17 protein-coding genes are annotated in these 21,798 nt (G+C 68.3%); 7 read left to right on the top strand and 10 right to left on the bottom strand.

The window, feature by feature from the left end:
- The first annotated feature begins 18 nt into the window (after positions 1 to 18).
- A complete protein-coding gene (locus THIARS_RS07295) occupies positions 19 to 2,487 on the top strand; it encodes an EAL domain-containing protein (RefSeq protein WP_094160036.1) in 2,469 nt (822 codons plus the stop codon).
- Between the two features lie 47 nt (positions 2,488 to 2,534).
- Here THIARS_RS07295 and THIARS_RS07290 read toward each other — a convergent pair whose 3' ends face one another.
- Positions 2,535 to 3,650, bottom strand: a complete 1,116-nt coding sequence (locus THIARS_RS07290; protein WP_094160035.1) for an NADH:flavin oxidoreductase/NADH oxidase — start codon at positions 3,648 to 3,650, stop codon at positions 2,535 to 2,537.
- 316 nt (positions 3,651 to 3,966) lie between these two features.
- Between THIARS_RS07290 and THIARS_RS07285 the strand changes: the two genes are divergently transcribed.
- From THIARS_RS07285 to THIARS_RS07275, 3 genes are all read left to right on the top strand, one after another.
- Entirely contained in the window at positions 3,967 to 4,899 is a 933-nt protein-coding gene (locus THIARS_RS07285) for a 3-dehydroquinate synthase family protein (protein WP_094160034.1), read from the top strand.
- A 230-nt stretch (positions 4,900 to 5,129) separates the two neighbouring features.
- Positions 5,130 to 5,927 carry a 3-hydroxybutyrate dehydrogenase gene (locus THIARS_RS07280; RefSeq protein ID WP_094160682.1) on the top strand — a complete coding sequence of 266 codons (798 nt, stop codon included), beginning with the start codon at positions 5,130 to 5,132 and terminating at the stop codon, positions 5,925 to 5,927.
- Complete coding sequence (locus tag THIARS_RS07275) at positions 5,924 to 7,297, top strand: patatin-like phospholipase family protein (RefSeq protein WP_094160033.1); 1,374 nt, start codon at positions 5,924 to 5,926, stop codon at positions 7,295 to 7,297. Before THIARS_RS07280 ends, THIARS_RS07275 begins: the two co-directional genes overlap by 4 nt.
- Before the next feature lie 7 nt (positions 7,298 to 7,304).
- Here THIARS_RS07275 and THIARS_RS07270 read toward each other — a convergent pair whose 3' ends face one another.
- The 4 genes from THIARS_RS07270 to THIARS_RS07255 form a co-directional block, all read right to left on the bottom strand.
- A complete protein-coding gene (locus THIARS_RS07270) occupies positions 7,305 to 9,290 on the bottom strand; it encodes an ATP-dependent helicase (protein WP_094160032.1) in 1,986 nt (661 codons plus the stop codon).
- A gap of 83 nt (positions 9,291 to 9,373) precedes the next feature.
- Positions 9,374 to 10,036 (bottom strand): glutathione S-transferase family protein, encoded by a 663-nt coding sequence (locus THIARS_RS07265; protein WP_094160681.1) that lies wholly within the window; start codon positions 10,034 to 10,036, stop codon positions 9,374 to 9,376.
- Positions 10,037 to 10,171: 135 nt separating this feature from the next.
- Positions 10,172 to 11,164, bottom strand: a complete 993-nt coding sequence (locus tag THIARS_RS07260) for a complex I NDUFA9 subunit family protein (protein ID WP_094160031.1) — start codon at positions 11,162 to 11,164, stop codon at positions 10,172 to 10,174.
- Positions 11,165 to 11,225: 61 nt separating this feature from the next.
- Positions 11,226 to 13,325, bottom strand: coding sequence for a lytic transglycosylase domain-containing protein (locus THIARS_RS07255; protein WP_245845627.1), 2,100 nt, complete (start codon positions 13,323 to 13,325; stop codon positions 11,226 to 11,228).
- 30 nt (positions 13,326 to 13,355) lie between these two features.
- On the opposite strand from THIARS_RS07255, the gene THIARS_RS07250 reads away from it, so the two are divergent.
- Both THIARS_RS07250 and mnmC1 read left to right on the top strand, forming a co-directional pair.
- Positions 13,356 to 13,979 (top strand): 5-formyltetrahydrofolate cyclo-ligase, encoded by a 624-nt coding sequence (locus THIARS_RS07250; RefSeq protein WP_094160030.1) that lies wholly within the window; start codon positions 13,356 to 13,358, stop codon positions 13,977 to 13,979.
- A gap of 43 nt (positions 13,980 to 14,022) precedes the next feature.
- Positions 14,023 to 16,104: an FAD-dependent 5-carboxymethylaminomethyl-2-thiouridine(34) oxidoreductase MnmC1 gene (gene mnmC1 / locus THIARS_RS07245; RefSeq protein WP_245845624.1), complete on the top strand. Its 2,082-nt coding sequence runs from the start codon at positions 14,023 to 14,025 to the stop codon at positions 16,102 to 16,104.
- Positions 16,105 to 16,132: 28 nt separating this feature from the next.
- On the opposite strand, the gene THIARS_RS07240 is transcribed toward mnmC1, so the two are convergent.
- The 5 genes from THIARS_RS07240 to THIARS_RS07220 all read right to left on the bottom strand — a co-directional run bounded on the left by THIARS_RS07240 (position 16,133) and on the right by THIARS_RS07220 (position 21,001).
- Entirely contained in the window at positions 16,133 to 16,663 is a 531-nt protein-coding gene (locus THIARS_RS07240) for a GNAT family N-acetyltransferase (RefSeq protein ID WP_094160028.1), read from the bottom strand.
- Positions 16,664 to 16,685: 22 nt separating this feature from the next.
- Positions 16,686 to 18,020 (bottom strand): diguanylate cyclase, encoded by a 1,335-nt coding sequence (locus THIARS_RS07235; RefSeq protein ID WP_094160027.1) that lies wholly within the window; start codon positions 18,018 to 18,020, stop codon positions 16,686 to 16,688.
- Positions 18,021 to 18,147: 127 nt separating this feature from the next.
- On the bottom strand, positions 18,148 to 19,878 hold the full coding sequence (locus tag THIARS_RS07230) for a DUF2339 domain-containing protein (protein WP_141202354.1): 1,731 nt from the start codon (positions 19,876 to 19,878) through the stop codon (positions 18,148 to 18,150).
- A gap of 191 nt (positions 19,879 to 20,069) precedes the next feature.
- Complete coding sequence (arfB, locus tag THIARS_RS07225) at positions 20,070 to 20,477, bottom strand: alternative ribosome rescue aminoacyl-tRNA hydrolase ArfB (protein WP_281254185.1); 408 nt, start codon at positions 20,475 to 20,477, stop codon at positions 20,070 to 20,072.
- Between the two features lie 77 nt (positions 20,478 to 20,554).
- The gene (locus THIARS_RS07220) at positions 20,555 to 21,001 is read right to left on the bottom strand and encodes an RrF2 family transcriptional regulator (protein ID WP_094160679.1); all 447 of its coding nucleotides are present in this window, start codon (positions 20,999 to 21,001) and stop codon (positions 20,555 to 20,557) included.
- Between the two features lie 196 nt (positions 21,002 to 21,197).
- Between THIARS_RS07220 and THIARS_RS07215 the strand changes: the two genes are divergently transcribed.
- Positions 21,198 to 21,797, top strand: a complete 600-nt coding sequence (locus THIARS_RS07215) for a c-type cytochrome (RefSeq protein ID WP_141202353.1) — start codon at positions 21,198 to 21,200, stop codon at positions 21,795 to 21,797.
- Position 21,798 lies beyond the last annotated feature (1 nt).

Below are 21,798 nucleotides of genomic sequence, written 5' to 3'. Positions count from 1 at the left end.
CGCGAGCGAGGACCCCAAATGCCTGCGTTGCGATTGCTGCACATCGAGGACGCCACGACCGACGCCGAACTCGTCGCCTACGAGTTGCGGCGCGCGGGATTCGAGTTGTCGGTCCGGCGCGTGGAGACGGAAGCCGCGCTGCACGAGGCGCTGGAGAACTTCGCGCCCGACCTGGTTCTCTGCGACTACTCCATGCCGAGGTTCGACGGCATGCGCGCCCTGCGCATCTGCCACGAAGCGCAGCCCGATTTGCCTTTCATCTTCGTCTCGGGGGCGATCGGCGAGGAGACCGCCATCGAGTCCCTGAAATCGGGGGCGATGGACTACGTGATCAAGGGCAACCTCAAGCGCCTGCCCGCGGCCGTCCGTGGCGCGCTGGAGCGATCCGCGGAGAGGCAGGCACGCCAGCGCGCCGAGCAGGAACTGCGGGAAAGCAGCCACCTGTTCCAGACCTTCATGGAGCATCTGCCCGGGGTGGCGCTGATGAAGGATCGACAAGGCCGCTACGTCTTCACCAACCCTGGCATCGCACTGACCCTCCTCACCGGGCAGCGCGACATCACCGGCCTGACGGCGCATGCGCTGCTTCCGCCGCCGGTGGCCGACCAGCTCGACCGGGTCGACCGGCTGGTGCTCGAGAGCCGGCAAGTGGTCGTGGATGTGCAGGCCTTTCCCAAGGCGGATGGTGGCGACGCGTATTGGGAGATCACGAAATTCCCCATCATGGACCGCCAAGGAAAGGCCGAGTATGTCGGTGCCGTGGCGTTCGACCTGACCCCGCGCATCGAGGCCGAGGAGGCGCTGAACCTGCGCACCCGCGCCATCCAGGTGAGCGCCAATCCGATCCTGATCGTCGACATCACACAAGACCACGCGCCGCTGATCGACGTCAACGAGGCCTTCGAACACCTCACCGGCTACCCGCGCGGCGAGGTCCTCGGGCAGAACTGCCGTTTTCTCCAGGCAGGCGACAACGCGCAGCCGGAACTCGACAAGATCCGCGCCGCGATACGCGAGCGGCGCGCCGCGACGGCGGTGCTGCGCAACTACCGCAAGGATGGCAGCCTGTTCCTCAACGAACTGCATATCGCCCCGGTGCACGACCCTCGCCACGGAAAGGTCACGCATTACGTCGGGATCATGCACGACATCACGCAAATCCGGCGCTACCAGGACGAGCTCGAGCACCGCGCCAACTATGACACGCTGACGGGCCTGGCCAACCGCAACCTGCTGCAGGAACGCGTGCGGCAAGCCATCCTGCATGCCCAGCGGCATGCGCTCGCGTTCACGATCGCCTTCATCGACGTGGACAACTTCAAACGCGTCAACGACGGCCTAGGCCATGGCGCCGGCGACAAACTGCTGGGGCTGATCGGGCAGCGGATACAGGACTGCATCGGGCCCGGCGATACCGTGGCGCGGCTCAGCGGCGACGAATTCGTGCTGCTGCTGTCCGAGCACGACACCCAGAGCAAAAACTACCAGCTTGTGCAACGCATTCAGTCCGAGATCGCGAAACCGCTGGAGCTGCTCGGCCGGCAGCTCACCGTGACCTGCAGCATCGGCATGGCGATGTTCCCGCGCGACGGAACCCAAACCGAGCATTTGGTGGCCAACGCCGAGGCCGCCATGTACAGGGCCAAGGCGCAAGGGCGCAACAGCTTCCAGTTTTATGCGCAGGACATGAATGCGCAGGGCATCGCCCGCCTGTCGATGGAGAACGATCTCTGGCATGCGCTGGACAACGCCGAGTTCGAACTGCACTACCAGCCGCAGATCGACCTGCGCCTGGGCAGGATCACGGGCATGGAAGCGCTCATCCGCTGGCGCCATCCGACACTGGGTCTCATCCCGCCCCTGCAGTTCATTCCCCTGGCGGAGGAAAACGGCTTGATCGTCCCGATCGGGAAATGGGTGCTTGAAACAGCCTGCCGGCACAACAGGCAGTTGCAGCGCGAAGGCCTGCCACCGGTGCGCGTGGCCGTGAATCTGTCGGCGCGGCAGCTCAGGGACGGCCGCCTCGGCGAAGACGTGAGGAAGGCGCTGGAATCCACCGGCCTGGCGCCCGGTCACCTCGAACTCGAAGTCACCGAAAGCATGGTGATGCACGACCCGGACGCGGTGCTCGGCATCCTGCAACAGATCAGCGGCATGGGGGTCGAACTCTCGCTGGACGACTTCGGCACCGGCTACTCGAGCCTGGCCTACCTGAAGAAATTCCCCATCGACCGGCTCAAGATCGACCAATCCTTCGTGGCCCACTGCACGACGGACCCGGACGACGCCGCCATCATCCAGGCCGTCATCGCGCTGTCGCACAGCCTGAATCTGCTGGTGATCGCGGAAGGCGTCGAGACGGCCGAGCACCAGGCATTCCTCGCGCGCCACGATTGCGAGGAGGGACAGGGCTACCTGTTCAGCAAACCCATCCCGTTCGAGGCCATGCGCAGCCTGCTGGCCTCGAACCCGGCATACGCCGTGTGACCGCGCAGCGGCGGAGAAGCGAAGCCGGTGCCGCCCCGGCCGGCGCCTCAGCGCTGGCCGATGTGCGCGTGGGCGAACACCCCGCGCGCCTCGCGCGGTTCGCTGCGCCAGTATTGCGGCGGCACGCTCACCGTCGCCCGCAACGCCGCGGCGGCGTGCCACGGCCAGCGCGGGTTCCACAGCAAGGCGCGGGCCAGCGCCACGAGGTCGGCGCTGCCGTCCCGCACGATGGCCTCGGCCTGGTGCGGCTCGGTGATCAGACCCACGGCCATGGTGGGCAATCCCGTGGCTTGGCGCACCGCGCGGGCCAGCGGCACCTGGTAGCCGGGGCCGATCGGGATCTGCTGCAGCGGCGACACGCCGCCGGACGAGACGTCGATCCAGGCGCAGCCGCGCGTCTTGAGCGCGGCGGCGAAGGTCAGCGTCTGCTCCAGATCCCAGCCGCCATCCACCCAGTCGGTGGCCGACACCCGCACGCCCAGCGGGATGTGCGCGGGCAATGCGGCGCGCACGGCGTCGAACACTTCCAGCGGAAAGCGCATGCGGTTCTCCAGACTGCCGCCATACGCGTCCGCGCGCTGGTTGGCCAGGGGCGACAAAAACTCGTGCAGCAGGTAGCCGTGGGCGCAATGCAGTTCCACCGCCTGCAAGCCCAGGCGCGCGGCGCGGCGCGCGCTCGCGACGAAGGCGTCCCGGATGCGCGCGAGGCCGACTGCATCGAGCGGCTGCGGCGGCGCCTCGTGCGCGCCATGCGGCAGCGCCGAAGGCGCCACGGTTTGCCACCCGCCCTGTTCCGCGGACAGCAACTGTCCGCCGTCCCAGGGCCGCGCGCTCGAGGCCTTGCGCCCGGCATGGGCGAGCTGGATGCCGATGGGGATGTCGGCGAAACCGCGCACGTCCTCCAGCACGGCGGCCAGCGCGCGCTCGTTGGCGTCGCAATACAGGCCGAGGCAGCCGGGCGTGATACGCCCGATGGCCTCGACGGCGGTGGCCTCGATGAGCAGCAGCCCCGCCCCGCTTTGCGCCAGTTGCCCGAGATGCACGCGATGCCAGGCCGTGGCGTTGCCCTCCTCGGCGCTGTACTGGCACATGGGGCTGACGACGATGCGGTTGGCCAGCGCAAGCCGGCCGAGCTGGAAGGACGAGAACAATGGACTGGACATGGGGATAAAGGGTCGGTGAGAAACATGAACAAGCCCAAGCGCGCGGTGTCGATAGCGCCGGCTTCTCGGCATGATTGTGCGGGTTTTGCGCAGGCTTTGCCGCGCCGTCCGTCACCCGGCTTGCTTGAAATCGACAAAGCCACGTATGGCTTGCAACCCACATTGATACATCATGTTTCACATGCGGGGCCCTAGCGCACGAACAATTCACCCAGCCGATTGAACGCCGCCCCCCGTGGGGGGCAAGAAGACTTGGGAGCGGCCCGGCGTTTTCCTGAGAGGGTTGTCTGAAACCCGGTGGCCTGAGGCTTTGCACATGAGCGTGATCTACGAAAAAACCGAGACGGGCCGGCAAGCCCTTCAAACGCGCGACCCCGACCTCACCCGCCCCTTGCGCAATCTCTTGTTGATGATCGACGGCAACAAGAGCGATGCCGATCTGCACGCGCTGCTGTCCGCCAGCGGTGTCGATCTCGGCAGTTTCGACGCCTTGCAGCAACATGGATGGATCCGGGCGCGCACGGTCGTGCACGAATCCGCGCCCGGCGCCGAAGGTCCGGCCACCACGGTCGACCCGGCTGCGCGCCAGCGCCGCGCCGACCCCAAACCCGAGCCGCGACAATCGGCGTTCTCCCGCCTCGGGCAGAGCCTGCGCACCGCCATCGGCCCGCGCGAACAGTCGGCGCGCGAAATCTCCGCCGGGCTTGCCGAGGTGATCAAGTGCGCAGCCGTGGCCGACGCCGAGTTGTTCGCCTGGCTCGAACATCACGTTCAGGACCTGCTCGCCCAGCAGCCGCAGGCGGTCACCCATGCCGTGCAGCGCATCCAGCAACTGCGCAGCGACATCGAGGCCGAAGACCGGGTGCAGCGCAGATCGCCCTCGCCGCTGGAATTCGGCATGCCGCTTGCAAGCGTGATCGAATCCATCCTGGGTTACGGCCGTTACCTGCACGGCGAAGCCCTGGGCCTGGGCATGGCGGTGGCGGTTGAAATCTCGCATGAACTCGGCATGCAAACCACCGCTTCGGCGCAACGCTTCATGACCCTGCTGCGGAACACCGGTCTGCCGATGGACCTGCCGCAGGCGCCGGTGGACCGTTGGCTGGAGCTGCTGCCGGTGCAGAACGACGGCTCGTCCGGGCACCTGAGCCTCGTGCTGCTGCAAGACGTCGGCCAACCCGTGTCGAAGTCGGTGCCGCGCACCCTGATCATGGACATCCTCGACCGCGCAGGCACGCTCGTGTTCTGAATTCCTGGGCGGCGCGCCTGCGCCGTTCAGAACGGCTTAAGGCGCACACGCCACAATGCCGGAGAAGCATGCATCCGCGCCCCCTGACGCAACATGGCAGGGGTCTGCCGTTTCACCTGACGGCTCTACACTCGGATGGTGCTTTGCACAGACAGCAAGGCTGGTTTCGGCTCGCGCGTGGTCGGCAAACGCGCATGCTCACCTCGCACAACGCAACCCAGGAGAATCCCATGCAAAACACTTCCCATCAACTCCAAGGCAAGACCGCGCTCATCACCGGCGCGGCCAGCGGCATCGGCAAGAACATGGCGCTGGTGTTCGCCAAGGCAGGCTGCGCCGTGGCCGTGGCGGACATGAACCAGGCGGGCGCCGACGCCACCGCCAAGGAGATCGTGGCCGCCGGCGGCAAGGCCGTGGGCGTGGCGATGGATGTCACCAGCGAAGAGCAGGTCAACGCCGGCTTCGACAAGGCGGTGGCGGCGCTCGGCCCGATCGACATCCTGGTGTCCAACGCCGGCATCCAGATCGTCAACCCGATCGAAAACTTCGCCTTCTCCGACTGGAAGAAGCTGCTCGCCATCCACCTCGACGGCGCCTTCCTCACCACCAAGGCCGCGCTCAAGAGCATGTACAAGGACGACCGCGGCGGCGTCGTCATCTACATGGGCTCGGTGCATTCGCACGAAGCGTCCAAGCTCAAGAGCGCCTATGTGACGGCCAAGCACGGACTGCTGGGCCTGGCCCGCGTGCTGGCCAAGGAAGGCGGGCCCAGGGGCGTGCGCTCGCACGTCATCTGCCCCGGCTTCGTGCGCACCCCGCTGGTGGACAAGCAGATCCCCGAACAGGCCAAGGAGCTGAACATCACCGAGGAGCAGGTGATCAAGAACGTGATGCTCAAGGACACCGTGGACGGCGAGTTCACCACGGTGGACGACGTGGCCCAACTCGCGCTATTCCTCGCCGCCTTCCCGACGGCAGCCCTCACCGGACAATCGGTCATCATCAGCCACGGCTGGTGCATGCAATGAGCGCCAAGAGCGAGACTGTCCCAACGCGCACGCGCAGCAGGCCACGCAAGGCCATCGCTGCGGCCTTGGCCTCCGCCACGGTGCCCAAGCCGGCGCAGGCTCCGGTTCAAGAAGGCAAGCGGGTGGCGAAGACGCCTCAAAAAGCGGCTTCCGCGCCTGGGCGCCGCCTCGATGCAGCCCTCGAACAAGCGCAGGCCAAGCTGGCGATCGAGCCACCCGGCTCGAACCCGCTGCTGTCGCGCGTGGCCGCCTACGAGCACATCGCGCTGGTGCTGCAAGGCGGAGGCGCTTTGGGCGCCTACCAGGCCGGGGTGGTGCAGGGACTGGCGGAAGCCGGCATCCAGCCCACCTGGGTGGCGGGCATTTCCATCGGCTCCCTTCATTGCGCCATCATCGCCGGCAATCCCCCGCACCGCCGCGCCGAGCGCCTGCGCGAATTCTGGCATCGCATCACCCAGCCGCCCGTGCTGCCGCCCACGCTGTGGGAGCAGGAGCCCTGGGTATCACTGCTGCCGGAGAACGCGCTGCGGTGGATGGCGCCGCTGCAAAGCCTGCGCGCGCTGGCGGAGGGGCAGAAGGGGTTCTTCGTGCCGCGCGCCCTGCCTGGCATCGGCCCCGACCAGGCCAGCGTCTACGATACCTCGCCGCTGCGCGACACGCTCGAAGAACTGGTGGATTTCGACCGGCTCAACAACGGCGAGATGCGCGTCTCGGTCGGCGCGGTCAACATACGCACCGGCAACCTGGAGTATTTCGACTCCACCGAGCAGCGCCTGGGCCCGGAGCATTTCATGGCCTCGGGCGCGCTGCCGCCCGGCTTTCCAGCGGTGCGCATCGCCGACGATCTGTACTGGGATGGCGGCCTCGTGTCGAACACCCCGCTGACGCAAGTGCTGGGCGGGCACCCGCATGCGCACACCCTAGTGTTCCAAGTGGATTTGTGGAGCGCCCAAGGCGACCCGCCGAGCAATCTGGGCGAGGTGGGTGAACGGATGAAGGACATTCAGTACTCCAGCCGCACGCGCGCCGTGACCGACATGCTGGAGCGGGCGCACGAACAGCGCAGCATTCTGCGCGGCCTGTTGGCACAAATCCCGCAGACCGGCCGTAGCCACGATCCAATGCGCAGCCGCGTAGAGGAGATGGCGCGCGACAAGCGCTACAACGTCATCCACCTGATCTACAAGGACAAACCCTACGACGGCCAGGACAAGGACTTCCAGTTCGGCCGCGCCACCATGCGCGCCCACTGGAACAGCGGCCTGCAGACGGTGCAACGCACCCTCGCTCACACCCATTGGTTCGACCTGCCCAGCGCCGAGCGCCCCTTCGTCACGCACGACGTGCATCGGCAAGACGCGCCAAGCTGAGCCGCGCTCAGGTCGCCTCCACCCCGCTTTCCTCGCCCTGCTTGCGCATCTTCATCGCGGCGATGCGCGCCAGCGCCGCCGCCCGGCCATCGGTCTTGGGCAACTCGGCGCGCAGTTCGGACAGGAAGCGGCTGGGTTCTGGGGCGCGCGCGTTACGCCCGGCGCGGCGCTTGCGGCAATGCGACAGCACCAGGGTGCTGCGCGCGCGCGTGATGCCCACATACATCAACCTGCGCTCCTCCTCCAGCCCCGTGTCGCTCAGCGGCCGGTCCTCGGTGAAGAACGGCAGCAGGCCTTCCTCGCAGCCGGCCAGCCAGACATGCGGCCACTCCAGGCCCTTGGCCGCGTGCAGGGTCGACAGCGTCACCGCGTCCTGCTGGTCGCCGCGCTCGGCCAGCTGGGTGATCAGCGCCACGGTCTGCGCCATGCGCTTGAGGCTGGCGCCGTCCTCCTCGGACTTGCGCGCGATCCAGTCGCAGAAGTCGCCCACGTTGCTCCAGCGCTGGCTGGCCTCGCGGTCGTTCTCCGCCGATTCGCGCAGATACGCCTCGTAGCCGATGGTGGCGAGCAGTTCGCGCAGCAGGGGTCCGGCCGGCTCGGTGCGCTCGCGCCACTCGATGTCGTGCATCAGCCGGGCGAACTCGCGCAGGCCCTCGGCGTGGCGCGCGCCGACCACCGTCGGCAGCGCGTCGCGGAACAAGGCGTCGAACAGCGACACCTTCCACTGCGAGGCGAATGCCCCCAGGCTCTTGAGCGTGGCCGCGCCGATGCCGCGCTTGGGGGTGGTGACGGCGCGCAAGAATGCCGGGTCGTCGTCTGGGTTGGCCAGCAGGCGCAGGTAGGCGCACACATCCTTGATCTCGGCGCGATCGAAAAAGCTCTGGCCGCCGCTCACGGTGTAAGGAATATTGGCCTTGCGCAGCGCCTGCTCGATGGGGCGCGACTGGTGATTCGCGCGGTAGAGCACGGCGATGTCCGACAGCTTGGCGTTGCGCCCGCCGCGCAGCGCCTGGATGCGCGCGGCGATGCGCTCGGCCTCCTCGTCGTCGCTGTCGGCCTCGCGCACCTCCACCGCGTCGCCCTCGCCATGGTCGCTCCACAGCTGCTTGGGAAACAGCTTGGGGTTGGAGGCGATCACCGCGTTGGCCGCGCGCAGGATGGCGTTGGTGGAACGGTAGTTCTGCTCCAGCTTGATGACCTCCAGCGCGGGATAGTCCAGCGGCAGCTGGCGCAGGTTGTCGAGCGTGGCGCCGCGCCAGCCGTAGATGCTCTGGTCGTCGTCGCCTACCGCGGTGAAGCGCCCGGCGTCGCCCGCCAGCAGCTTGAGCAGCTGGTACTGCGCGTCGCTGGTGTCCTGGTATTCGTCCACCAGCAGGTAGCGCAGGCGCTGCTGCCAGCGCGCCCGCACGTCGGCATGTTCGCGCAGCAGGCGCAGCGGCAGCACCATCAGGTCGTCGAAGTCCACCGCCTGGTAGGCCGACAGCTGCTCGGCGTAGCGCAGCCAGACCTTGGCCACCTGCGCGTCCTCCGGGCTCTGCGCCTGGGCCGCCGCGGTATGCGGGTCGAGCAAGGCGCTTTTCCACTGGCTGATGCGCCATTGCCACTGGCGCGCGAGCTTGGCATCGGTGGTGGCGCCCGCCTCGCGGATCAGTCCGGCGACGTCGTCGCTGTCGAGGATGGAGAACGCCGGCTTCAGCCCCAGCACCTCGCCGTCCTCGCGCAGCATGCGCACGCCCAGGGCGTGGAAGGTGGAGATCACCAGTTCCTTGGCCGCCTTGCGGTCGTCCAGCAGGGTCTTGGCGCGCTCGCGCATCTCGGCGGCAGCCTTGTTGGTGAAGGTGATGGCGGCGATCTCGCCGGGGGCGTAGCCGGCCTTGAGCAGGCGCGCGATCTTGTGCGTGATCACCCGCGTCTTGCCGCTGCCGGCGCCGGCGATGACCAGGCAGGGGCCGTTCAAGTGCGAGACGGCGCGTTCCTGGGCGGCATTGAGCATGGATATCGGATGGAGGAGGCTAAAAGGAAGGTCGGGACGGCAGGCCCGGCGGGCCCGCCACCCTCGGTGCGGATGGCCAAAGGCTAGGTCCGGCCAGGCCTGGTCCGATAGGGTTCGCCTTGCGGCAAAAAGTCGTGCTCGGCGCGTCCCTCGTCGCACCACTGGCGCACGGCAGGCGCGTCGAGCACGCGGTCCACGTAGTCGGCGGCAAAGCCCGGCAGCTCGGGGGCGTAGGTCCGAAAGCGGGTGCACACCGGTGCGTAAAAGGCATCCGCCGCGCCGAACGCGCCGAACAGGAAAGGGCCGCCGCTCATCTTGAGGGCGCCGTCCCATAGGGCGCAGATGCGGTCGATGTCGCGCTGCACCGCGAGGTTCCAACCGAGGCCGGGCAACTCGGCCTCGATGTTCATCGGCATCTGCTGGCGCAGGTTCTGGAAACCTGAATGCATGTTCGCGCACAGCACCCGGGCCCGGGCACGCAGCACCGGATCAGCGGGCCATATCGCATGCTCGGGGTGGCGTTCGGCCAGGTATTCGGCAATGGCGAGCGAATCGGGCACGACCAGGTCGCCGTCGAGCAGCACCGGAACGGTCTGCGTGGGCGTGATGGGCGCCAGCGCGGCATGGAACTCGGCAGCGTAGAGGCGCAACAGGCGCTCGGCGAAATCGATGCCGAAATGGCGCATCAACACCCACGGCCGCATGGACCATGACGAATAGTTCTTGTTGCCGATGATCAGGGTCAGCATGGTTGTCTTTCGCGTGGTGGTCAACGGCAGCCATTCTGCCGCGCAGGGTCCGGACGTTCAAACGCAGGGTTTGCATGGCCGCCATGCCGAAACCGCATGGCCCAGCCATGGCGCCGCACGTGGCCCGCCGCGTTAGCGCCCGGCCGTGGCGCGCAGCTGGTCGTAGCGGGTCTGCGGATCGCGTCCGGACAGATAGATCGGGGCCACGGACTCCAGACTGCGCGGATGCGTCACGCCCAACTCCACGGCGAAACCGGGGAGCTCGCCCCCGGCGACATTCGGCACGCGCATGGAGTCGAGGTTGTCGCGGCTCATCAGCGGCTCGCCGGGAGCCAGTTCCATCAACAGCGCCAGCAGCCTCGCCAGCGGGCCGGGCAGGCCAATGACGGGGCGGCCGCGGCCGTGGTTGACCCCGGCCCAGATGCCGGCCAGCTTCACCAACTCGGCCAAGGCGTAGTCCGCGGGACCCGTGAGCTCGTAGATCCGGCCCACGGTGTCATCGGCCTTGGGGCCGATCAGCGCGTGCACGGCGGCCTGCACCACGTCGCCCACGTACACCGGAGCGAAACGAGCCTTCGCACCGCCCAGCAGCATCACCGGCAGCAGGCGCTGCAGGCTGGCGAACAGGTTGAGGAAGCGGTCTTGCGGGCCGAACACCACCGAGGGCCGCAGGATGGTCCAGCGCAAGCCCTGCTGCTTGCGGATCGCGGCTTCGCCATCGCCCTTGGAGCGCAGGTACATGGAAGGCCCTTGCGGGTCCGCGCCAAGCGCGCTGACATGCACCAGACGATTCGCCCCGGTGGCCACGCATGCGGCGGCCAGATTCTGCGGCAGGCGCACGTGGGCGATGTTGAAATCCTCGCCATAGGGCTGGCCGCGGCGGCCGTGCAGGATGCCGATCAGATTGACGGCCGCGTCCTGGCCTTGCAGCAGACGCTCGAGCGTGGCGGTGTCGAAGGTGTCGATCTGCACCACGTCGACCGTGGGCAGGGGCAGCAGATGCTTGGCCCGTTCGCGCCGGCGCGTGGGCACCAGCACGCGGCAGCCCGCTGCGCTGAGCCGCGCCACCAGCTGCGAGCCGATGAAGCCCGCGCCCCCGAACACCACGATGTTTTGCATGATCATCCCTGTTTGGTTTGAAGTTCGAGATGCCCGCGCCGCGCCGGGCTCGGACACGCATGGCGTGTCAAGGCAGCGGCTCGGCGTCGGCCTGCTGCAAAAGCGCCGGGCCGACCTCGCCGAGACGCGATTTTAGAGATTGCGGCTGCCCCGTCAGCAACGCCGCATACACCGTGGCATTGGCCAGCACGTGCTTGACGTAGTCGCGCGTCTCGGGAATCGGAATGTTCTCGGCGAAGATGGCGCCCGACACCTCGGGCGACATGGGCAAGCCCATGTCGCGCCAACGGGCAGGCCGCGTCGGGCCGGCGTTGTAGCCGGCGGCGGCCATCGCCTCGGAGCCGCCGAAGCGATGCAACAGCATGTCCAGATAGGCCGAACCCAGCGTGACGTTGGTGCCCACGTCGATGATGCGGTCCTGGGTGTAATCGCCCATGCCGATCTTGCGCGCGACCCAGCGCGCCGTGGCGGGCATGAGCTGCATCAAGCCGTTGGCGCCGGCCCAGGAACGGATGCCGGCGATGAAACGCGACTCCTGCCGGATCAGCCCGTACAGGAAGGCTTCATTGACCCCGGTGGACTTCGCCGCCGCGGCGATGGCCGTGCGGTAGGGCATGGCGTAGCGCTGCGACCAGTCCACGCCGCCCTTGACGCGCTCGCTGGTGTTGATGCACAGCAGCCAAACCTTCTGGTCGCAAGCCACCTGCGCGGCGGCATGGATCTGGTCGCTGTTCAAGCCACGCAACGTGAAATTCCACTCGCGCACCGCGGGCGAGTAGATGTTGAGCTGGAACAGCGCCAGCGCGCTGCGCAGCCCTGGGCGTTCGGCTTGCTGCTCCACCGCCCGCGCGCGCGGCGGAGATAGCGAGGCGGGCAGGCTGATGGGCATGCCCAGGGCCTCCGTGGCGAGCTGACCGTAGTAGCTCCAGGGCGAAGCGATCTGGGCGAACAGGGCCTGAGCCTCGATGGGATGACCGAGTTGGCGCTGCGCCATCGCGTGCCAGTAGATCCAGTCCGGGCGCTGGGCCTCGGAGCCCTCGAAATCGCGGCTGGCCCGTTCGACCAGGGTCCAGTCGCGCACGCGCAGCGCGGCGCGCACCATCCACTCCAGGGTGGAATTCCCAGGGTGGTAGCTGGGGTCCATGTCGCGCGCCTGGCTGAACCACAGCGCCGCGTCCGGCAACAGCTGCAAAGCCCCGCTGCGCGCGGCAAGGTAGGCAATCTCGGCGCGTTCCTCAGGCGACAAGTCGGTGAAGCGCGTCAGCAAGAGCCGCATGGTCTGTTGCGGATCCTGCTCGCCCAGGCGCAGCATGGCCAGCACCAAGAGCTGCCGCTGCATGCCATGGGGCAGTGCGCGAGACCGCGCGGCGTCGAGCACCATGCGCAAGGGCGTTCTTGCCGCATCGTTGATGCCGGCCCAGGCGCCTACCGGCAAATAGGGTGCAAAGCCCAGCGCGGCTTTGAACTGCTCGTCCTTGAAAAACCGGCGCAGGCGCATCCAGAGCTGGTGCTGGCTGATCTTGCCCGCCGCGAGCAGGCTCTTGGCGGCGCTGTTGCAGCCGGCGCCTCCGTATTTCTGCGCGGTCCACAGCGGCAGCAACGCGGCGCTGGTGTCGCGGTTCTCGGTTTCGAACTCGCGCTGCAGCGCATAGCACTGCACCTGCGGGTCGTCGCGCATGATGAAGTCGGGCTCGACCCGGGCGAAATCGTCCCAGTCCTGGCGCTTGCCGAGTTCGAGCAACCAGTCGTTGCGCAGGCGATCCAGCACATAGGTATGGGGATAGGCCTGGGCAAAACGGTCGAAATCCGCCTCGGTCATGGTGCTCAGGGTGGGCTGGATCGCCCAGTACGCCACCCAGGGCTCGAGCAGATTGCCGCGCAGCCGGGGCAAGGCCTGCTGTGCCGGCTTGGGGTCGCCGCGCTGGAACGCCTGCCAGGCGTCCTGGACGAGCTGGCCAACCGGGTCGCCGACGAGGGCCGGGCTGGCCGCGTGGATGGCGTCCGAGGCATCCGACGCGCCCGCAGAGGCTTGCGCTCGCGCCACGGTCCCGAGGGTTGCAAGCATGGCCAGGGCTGAAATCAGGCTCGCCAGCTTCCCCCAGAACTCCCACCGCTTTCCCGGCCCCGGCTGGAAGCGCATGGGCAGGGGCACAATACGCGAAACCATGTCGGCACACTCCATACCCCCTAGCTTACAGTGAGCCCCGATTCCCCTACCGCTATTCCGACTGGCGCCCATGGGCAAGACCGCGCCGCGCTCAGGCGCGAACTCCTCGCCAGGCGCGAACGTCTCGAAGACCGCGACACCAAGGATGCGGCCCTGGGCGCCGCCTTGCTGCGCAAGCTCATCGCGCTGCGCCCCGCGTGCCTGGGCGCTTATTGCGCCATGCGCGGCGAATTCGACCCGCTGCCGATCCTGGCCCAGCTGGCGCGAGCCTTGCCCGGCGTGCGCTTCGCCCTTCCGGTGGTGGACGCCCGGGCGCGCCGCATGCGCTTCGTTCCCTGGATGCCCGGCGATGCCCTGCAAGCCGGCGCCTACGGCATCGACGAACCTGCGCACGCGGCAGCCACCGCCGAACCCGACACCCTGCTCGTGCCCTGCGTGGGCTTCGTCGAAGCCGGCCTGCGGCTGGGCTATGGCGGCGGGTACTACGACCGTTACCTGGCCGGCCGCAGCGAGGTCTACACCATCGGCCTGGCGTATGCGGCCTGCGAACTCGACGACCTGCGCGCCGAGCCGCACGACCAGCTGCTCGACCTCATCCTCACCGAGACCGGCGCGCACGGGCTGGACGCGGACGCCGCCGACTCACAGGGCTGAACCGCGCGCCCCGCCGCATCGCCACCGCACCGGCCGCCAGCCCTTGAGTCAACCCGTCCCCATCCATCCCGAGCCGCTTGCGCGCGACGCCGAGGGCCGCCCCTACAGCACGCGCTACGGCGACATCTACGCCAGCCGCGCCGGCGCCCTGGGCCAGGCGCGTGCCGTGTACCTGGCGGGCTGCGGCCTGCTCGACACCCCGCCAGCGTGGGCCGGGCGCGCGCAGTTCGTCGTGCTGGAAACCGGCTTCGGCCTGGGCACCAACTTTCTCGCCACCTGGCAAGCCTGGCTCGACGACCCGCAGCGCAGCTCCACCCTGCACTACGTCAGCGTCGAACTGCACCCGCTGGCCGCCGCCGATCTTCTGGCCTGCGCCAAACCGGCGCTGCGCGATCTGGCGCAGGAACTGGCCGCCGCCTGGCCCCCGCCCGTGCGCGGACTGCACCAGCTCCGCTTCGCCCAGGGCCGCGTGCGCCTGACCCTGGCCCTGGGCGATGTGCGCGAGCTGCTGCCCCGCCTGGAACTCGGCGCGGACGCCATCTATCTCGACGGCTTCGCCCCGGCGCGCAACCCCGCCATGTGGGAGCCCGGCGTGCTCAAGGCCGCAGCCAGACTGGCGCGTCCCGGGGCGCGCCTGGCCAGCTACAGCGTGGCCGGCGCGATTTGCGACCCCCTGCGTCAGGCCGGCTTCGAGGTGCGCAAACTCCAGGGCTACGGCGGCAAGGCCGAGCGCCTGCAAGCCGCGTATGCGCCGCGTTGGCGCACAAGGCGCGTGGAACCGCGCGCAGCCCTGCCCGCCGCAGCCGACAGGCGCGCCATGGTCATCGGTGCCGGGCTGGCCGGGGCGGCATGCGCCCAGGCCCTGGCCTCGCGCGGCTGGATCGTCGACGTGCTCGATGCCGGGCACGCCGCCTGCGGCGCCTCCGCCCTGCCCGCCGGGCTGGCGCATGTGCGCCTGTCGCCCGACGACGACCGCCTCGGGCGGCTCACCCGCGCCGGAATCGCCGCGTTGCGGGACGCCCTGCCGGCCGCCGGGCGCGATGCATGCTGGCAGGGGGACGGCGTGCTCCTGCTCGACACCGGCACCGATAGCGCTTCGCGCGGGGATGCCGGCAGCGTCCCCCAGGCCTTGGCGCTTCCCCGCGACGTGGCGCACCGCGTGGACGCGACACAGGCCAGCGCCCTGGCGGGCGTTTCGCTCCATCGCCCCGGGCTCTGGGCCGCCGGAGGCATCGCGGCGGCCGGCGGCCTCGCGCAAGCCTGGCTATCCACCCCGGGAGTGCGGCGGCGCGACGCCTCGCACGTCCACCGGCTCCAGCGCGCGCCATGCCCGGGCTGGGCGCGCAGCCTTGCGTCCGAGGCCGACATGACCACCGCCGACGGCCCACCGTGGCAGGCGCTGGACGGCGACGGCCGGGTGCTGGCGCAAGCGCCGGTCTGCATCGTCGCCAATGCCCTGGATGCCAGTCGCCTGCTCGACGCGAGCGGCCTGGCTTCCGGCCTGCCCCGTCTGCCCCTGCGCGCGCAGGCCGGGCAGGCTTTCATCGTCCCGGCCGCCGAGCTCGGGCCTCTGCGCGGCTTGCGGCGGGGCATCCTGGGCGACGGCTACGCCCTGCCCTTGCCGGACGCCGCCGTGCAGGCATGCGGCCTGCCGGCCGGCACGCGCTGGCTTTTGCTCGGCGCGACCTACGAGAACGATCCGGCCCGGCCGATGCCGGCCGAGCAGGCGTGGGCCGAGATCGTCGGCGGCCTGCAATCCATGGTCGGAGCCTTGCCCGCGACAGCGCCGGCCGCCGCCCGACGGTTTCATGGCGTGCGCGCGGTGGCGCACGACCGCCTGCCTTGCGCCGGACCCTGGCCGGACTGGGCCGCGCTCGGCCGTCTCGGCCCCGCCGCCCTGCACCGCCCGGCATACGAACTGCCTCCCCTGCCCGGCCTGTACCTCAGCGCGGCGATGGGTTCCCGCGGCCTGACCCTTGCCGCGCTGGCCGCGGCATGCATCGCCACGCACATCGAAGGAGAGCCGGCGCCGGTCGAGCAGGACCTGATCGCCGCGCTGGCGCCAGGGCGCTTCGGCCTCAGGCACCTGGCCCGGCTGGATCACAGCATCGACATGCCGGCCTGACCGCGTGCGGCGCGCCGGCGGCCCCGGCTCAGCTTGCCCGTTGCGCGTGCTCGGAACCGGAGCGCGGCGCCGCCAGTTGCTTGAACATGACATATGCGTCCACGTCCCCCAGCCGGCCGTGGTGGAACGCGCCCGGCAGCGTGCCGACGATGCGAAAACCCAGCTTCTGCCACAGGCGCACCGCGCCCGCATTGGTCGACACGACCAGGTTGAACTGCATGGCGCGAAAGCCGTGCGCGACGGCCTCGGCCTGGGAGTGCTCGCACATCGCCGACGCCACGCCCCGGCCGCGCGCCTCGCTGGCCACGAGATAGCCGCAATTGCACACATGCGCCCCCAGGCCAGGCTGGTTGGGCTTGATGTAGTAGGTGCCGACGACGGCGCCGGCGTCGGAGGTCGCGACATAGGTGGCCAGCGGAAGCTCGGTCCAGGCCTTGCGCATGTCGGCCTCCGTGCTGTCCGGGGCGAAGGCGTATTGCTCCGCTGTGGCCAGGGTGGCCTGCAACATGGCCCACACGCGGGGCCAATCGGCGGGTTGGAAGCGTCGAATCCGGATCATGGTGTACGTATCAGGGTCAGAATTACGGCGCCTGCGCGTCAAGCGCCGGGTCGTAGCGCACGACCCGGTTTCTCCCCGCCTGTTTGGCCGCGTACATCGCCGCATCCGCCTCGGACACCAGGCCCTGGATGTTGCTCGCGTGCAGCGGCCATGAGGCCGCCCCGATGCTGACGGTCAAGTGCAGGGACGCGCCGTTTCCGGCGGCGAACGTATGCGCCTGCACGCTCGCGCGCAGGCGCTCGGCGATGCCCGCCGCGGCGTCGATGTCGGTTTCGGGCAGGATGATGGTGATTTCTTCACCGCCGTAGCGGCAGATGCGGTCAATCTCCCGCGCCTCGCGGCCCAGCAAGGCGCCCAAATCCTTCAGAACCGCGTCCCCGGCCTGGTGTCCATAGGTGTCATTCACGGACTTGAAGTGGTCGATGTCGAGCAGCAGCAGCGAAACCGGGCGATTGAAGCGTTGGGCGCGCGCAAGTTCACCACGCAGCAGAACATAGAAGGTGCGGTGGTTGTAGAGGCCGGTCAGTCCGTCGAGCGTGGCCAGCTCCGTCAGTTCGGCCTGGTTTTTTTCCAAGGCCGAGGCCATCGCGTTGAACGCGGCGGCCAACTCGCCCAGTTCGTCATGACGCTGAAAGTCGATCCGATGCGACAACTTCCCGGCGGCCAACTGCTTGACGCCCCGTTGCAGCACGTCCACCGGGTTCGTCACCGAACGCGCCAGGGCCAGGGCGGCAAACAGGGACACGGCGATGGCCGCCCCGAAAACCGCGAAGGACGCCCACAAGGTTGCCATGCGGGTCCTGATCGCCTGCGCTCGGCTTGCGTCGATCACCTGGCGGAAGTGGTACTGCACTTCCTCCAGCGAAGTCACCGCTTGATCAATATGCGCATCGAAGCGCTTCATCTCCTGGGCCGCGTCCGCGTTCCCGATCGGGTCGGGAACGCGCAGGATCTTCTCGCCCAGGCGCAGCGCCAGCCCCCACTGCTCGCGCGCAGACGTCAATTCGAGATGCACATCGTCAGGCGTCGAATGCGCCTGCTGTACGGCCTGAAAAGCCCTATCGACTTTCTGACGCAGGCGCGCGAACAGTTCCTGTTCATCCTCTTGGCCGTTGATCAGATAGTCGTTGACCGGCATGGCCGCCTGGAGCAGCGCCGTTTGCAGTTGCATCGCCGGGGCCTGCTGCTCGGCAAACACCCTCACGATGTTGTCGAGCGGGCTGACCAAGGCTGGAAGCAGGTAGGCGTAGCCAATACCCATGGCCACCAAAAAAGGCAGGAGCACGGCCCCCAGCCCCAGGACGAAGCGCGTATGCAACGATTCGCGAAACGTCAAGCCACGCATGTCCAACGCCATGGATCGCCCTCTGACGCGCGTGCATCAACACGCGCATAAATCAGGAAACATGCATATTACCTTCGGCCAACCCCGGCAGCCCATGCGGCGCAGCCAGCCGGACGCGAAGCTTGCAGACGACGGCGACTCACTCCGAAACGCCCACCGCCGCCTGCGGGAGCTTGCGATACACCCAGCCGCCTCCGTAGAGCGACAGGCCCAGCACCAGCAACACGACCACCCGCAGCAGGGGCGCGGTGTTCGCCAGGTCGAACAGCACGATCTTCAAGCCCGCAAGCAGGAATAGCAGCAAGGAGGACTGCCCCAGGACCCGGTCGCGCAGGACGAAGCCCGCCGCCAGGGCCAGGGTGGCGACCGCCAGCCAGGCCACGGAGGCCAGCGCGGCGATGTCGATCAGGCGCACGGCGGCGGTCATGGCCGACAAGTGGGCAAGCGCCAGCAACAGCTGCGCCGCCTGGGCGAGCCTGCGGTCGCGGCGCAATCCCAGGTAGGCGACATAGCTCATGGCGGGATAAAGCACCTGCAGCAAGGGGCTGACCGGAGCCTGGGTGAATGCCTTGTCGAGCAGGACGTTGGCGAGGTTGAGCAGCAGGATCAGGCCGCCGGCCAGCAAAAAAGGCCAACGCGCCAGCAGGCCTTCGGAATCCTCCCGCTTGCGCGCGAGCCACGGCAGGATGCCGAGGATGGCCAGGCCGACCCAGGGCTGCGCGAACGGCGGCAGCAGATCGAGATAGACCGCGTGAAACAGCACCAGCGCGATGTAGGCGCTGACCAGCGCGCGCCCGGCCTGGCTCTGCGCACCCAGGCTCATGCGGGCGAGCAGGTAGGCGCCCAGCAGGAGCGCCGCGGTGCCCAGGGCGATCCACGGCGCCCAGGCATGCAGGTGGCGATCGAGCAGGTCGTATTGCAAGGCGTAGAACAACAGCAGCGCCGGGAAATGGGCCCAGGCCTCGGCAAACTCCAGCGGACGCCCGAGCCGCACCGAAAACAACACGGCGGTGCTCAGGAAGATGCCGAACTGCAGCGACTGGAACAGCAGCGCCCCCTCCCAGGACTCGCGCAGGTATCGCGTGAACAACAGCGAGAACACGATCAGTGCGAGGTACATCGCCAGCAGATAGACCACGCGGCGCCGCGACTTCAGAGCATAGGCCGAAAACACCAGGCTCCAGACGCTGAAGTAGATCACCAGATCGCCCATGGCGCCGCGCAGATCCGGCAGGAACAGCGGCCCGGTGTAGGAGCCGAGCACCGCGAACAACGCATACAACTCGCTGTCGAACGAGGTGCCAAGGCCGAGTGCGAGCAGGGCGATGGCGATGACCCCGAGAGCGGCTGCCTGGCCGCCGATCAGGCCGTAGTAGAGGTGCGCCGCGTAAACCGTGGCGAACAGCACCACCACGCCGGCCGCGGGAAGAAAGGCGGCGTACTGGCGGTCGTGCCGGCGCAGCAGGAGGCCGCCACCGATCAAGCCGCCGGCGCCCAGGGTGGCAAGGACGAGCTGGCGCACCGGCGTCAGCCAGCCGCTGTCGATGCCCAGACGAATCAGGTAGATCGCCGCCAGCACCAGCGCGGTGGCGCCGCTCCAGCCGAGCAGTTGGGTGGTGTCGAGGCTCGGCGCGGACGAAGACGCGCGCTGGGGCCGCGCGGCGCTGTCCGGCTCCTGCAGGGCAAAGGGTGCGGCCAGCGGCGCGGGCGATGCGGGCGGCGACAAGGACGCCGGGCCCTCGCTCGACGCGGCGGGAGGCTGGGTCACGGAAGCCGGTTCCGGCACGGACAACCTCAGCAGTTTTTCCAGCCGCGCCAGTCGTGCCTCGATGATGGCCAACTGCTGCTCCAGGGCGTCGTGATCAGGCATGCGCTTGCTCCGGTGGCGGACGCTCGGCCCCACGGGGCGATGGCGTCGGGTCGGCGGATCAGGCCTACACCCTACAGGGCAGAGGCAGGCCCACGATTGTTACGAACCGTATCGCCGCAATCGTAGCCGCCCTGCGCCGGGCAACCTGCGCCGCGCGCACGGACTCCGCCAAAGGCGAGCGTGAGCAGGCCCTAATCGCTCGCGCAAACCCGGCCCCGCAACCGCTTGACGCCACCGCGCGTGGTCTTCGCCTCGAGACGCTTGCGCTGCGAACTGCGCGTCGGGCGCGTGGGCCTGCGAGGTTCGGGCACCTTGGCCGCGCTGTTCACCAGAACCTGCAGCCGCGCCATCGCCTCGGCCTTGTTCTGCTCCCGGCTGCGGCTGGTCTGGGCCTTGATCACCACCACGCCGTCCGCGTTGATCCTTTGGTCGTTCAGCGCCAGCAGCCGCGCCTTGATCTCCTCGGGCAGCGAGGACGCGCGGATGGAAAAACGCAGATGCATCGCGCTGGAGACCTTGTTGACGTTCTGGCCCCCTGCGCCCTGCGCCCGAATCGCGCTGAAAACCATCTCGTCTTCGCGCAGGACAAGGGTTGGCAAGGTCTTCGTGCGCCGGCCAGATGCCTGCCGGGACGGGTCCGGAGCCTGAGCGTCCGGCAGCGACGGCGGCCCCGCGGTCATGCCGGCTTCAACTGAAACTCGACACGCGAGAACTCGCGCAAAGGCGCGGTGACGCAGTCGGCCAGCGTGCTGCGGTCCATCTCGGTGTAGAACGCCCGCCGCGCCAGGTCCAGCCGGCTGCGCAGTTGGCACATGGGCTGCAGGCAACAACCGCCTCCGTCGTCACGAAAACATTCCACCAGGGCCTGGCCCTCCTCCATCCAGCGCAAGACCTCGCCCAGCCGGATGGATTTTGGCGCGCGCGCCAACGACACGCCGCCGCCTGCGCCCCTCGCGGTCTGCACGTAGCCGGCGGCAGCCAGGCGCTGCACCACCTTGATCAAGTGGTCCCGCGAGACTTCGAGCTTGGTTGCAAGTTCGGCGCTCGACCAGCTCGGGCGGTCGCTGCTGGCGAGCACGAGCAGAACGCGCATGCCGTAGTCGGAAAAGGCTGTTAATCGCATCTTGAATAGGTATTGCTTTTGCCACAATGGCGATTTATATTGGCATCCATTCTACCAATTCAACGCCCCGCCACCGCTTGGACAGGCCAGCATGACGCCACCCGTATCGAGCATCGAGAACATCCCCGAGGCGTGGCGCGCTTTGGATGTTTGACAAGGTCCTTGATGGACGCACTTCTCTGAGAAAGGGGGAAACATGTACACGAAAGATCCCGCATTCTGGCGGGCGGGGGCGATCAGCGCCACGCTGGTGATGCTGGTCATCCTGGGATTCCTCTCCGCGAACAGTCTCGCGGTGATCACGGCAGGCGGCGGCGGGCATGTGCCGCCCTATACGGTGATCAACCATCAGATTTCCTACCAATACGACCCCGAGAAAGACCAGGACATGCCGGTCATCGGCGGCGAGCAACTGCTGTTCGGCAAGCGCTACGACGCGGCTCAGGCGAGCGCGCTGATCGGCCAGGGCAAACTGGTCATCCAAAGCCGGGCCTGCATCGATTGCCACACCTTCCTGGGCAATGGCGCGTACTACGCGCCGGATCTGACCAAGTCCTGGCTCGACCCGGCGTGGAAGGCGCAGTGGATGCCGATGACCCAGAGCAAGACCAAGGAGGAAGCGATGGTGAAGTTTCTGATGCATCCCGAGCGCTATCCGACCTGGAGCCGCGAGATGCCGAATCTGCAGCTCAGCCAAAGCAGCGCCGAGGCGGTGGTCGCGTATCTGAAATGGCTCTCCAGCATCAACACCAACGGCTTTCCGGCCAATTTCAACAACGCGTCACAACAACAGTAAG

The sequence above is a fragment of the Thiomonas delicata genome (assembly GCF_900088825.1).
Taxonomy (GTDB): Bacteria; Pseudomonadota; Gammaproteobacteria; order Burkholderiales; family Burkholderiaceae_C; genus Thiomonas_A; species Thiomonas_A delicata.
The sequence above is the reverse complement of the archived record's forward strand: the minus strand, read 5'-3'. Positions and strand labels throughout refer to the sequence as shown.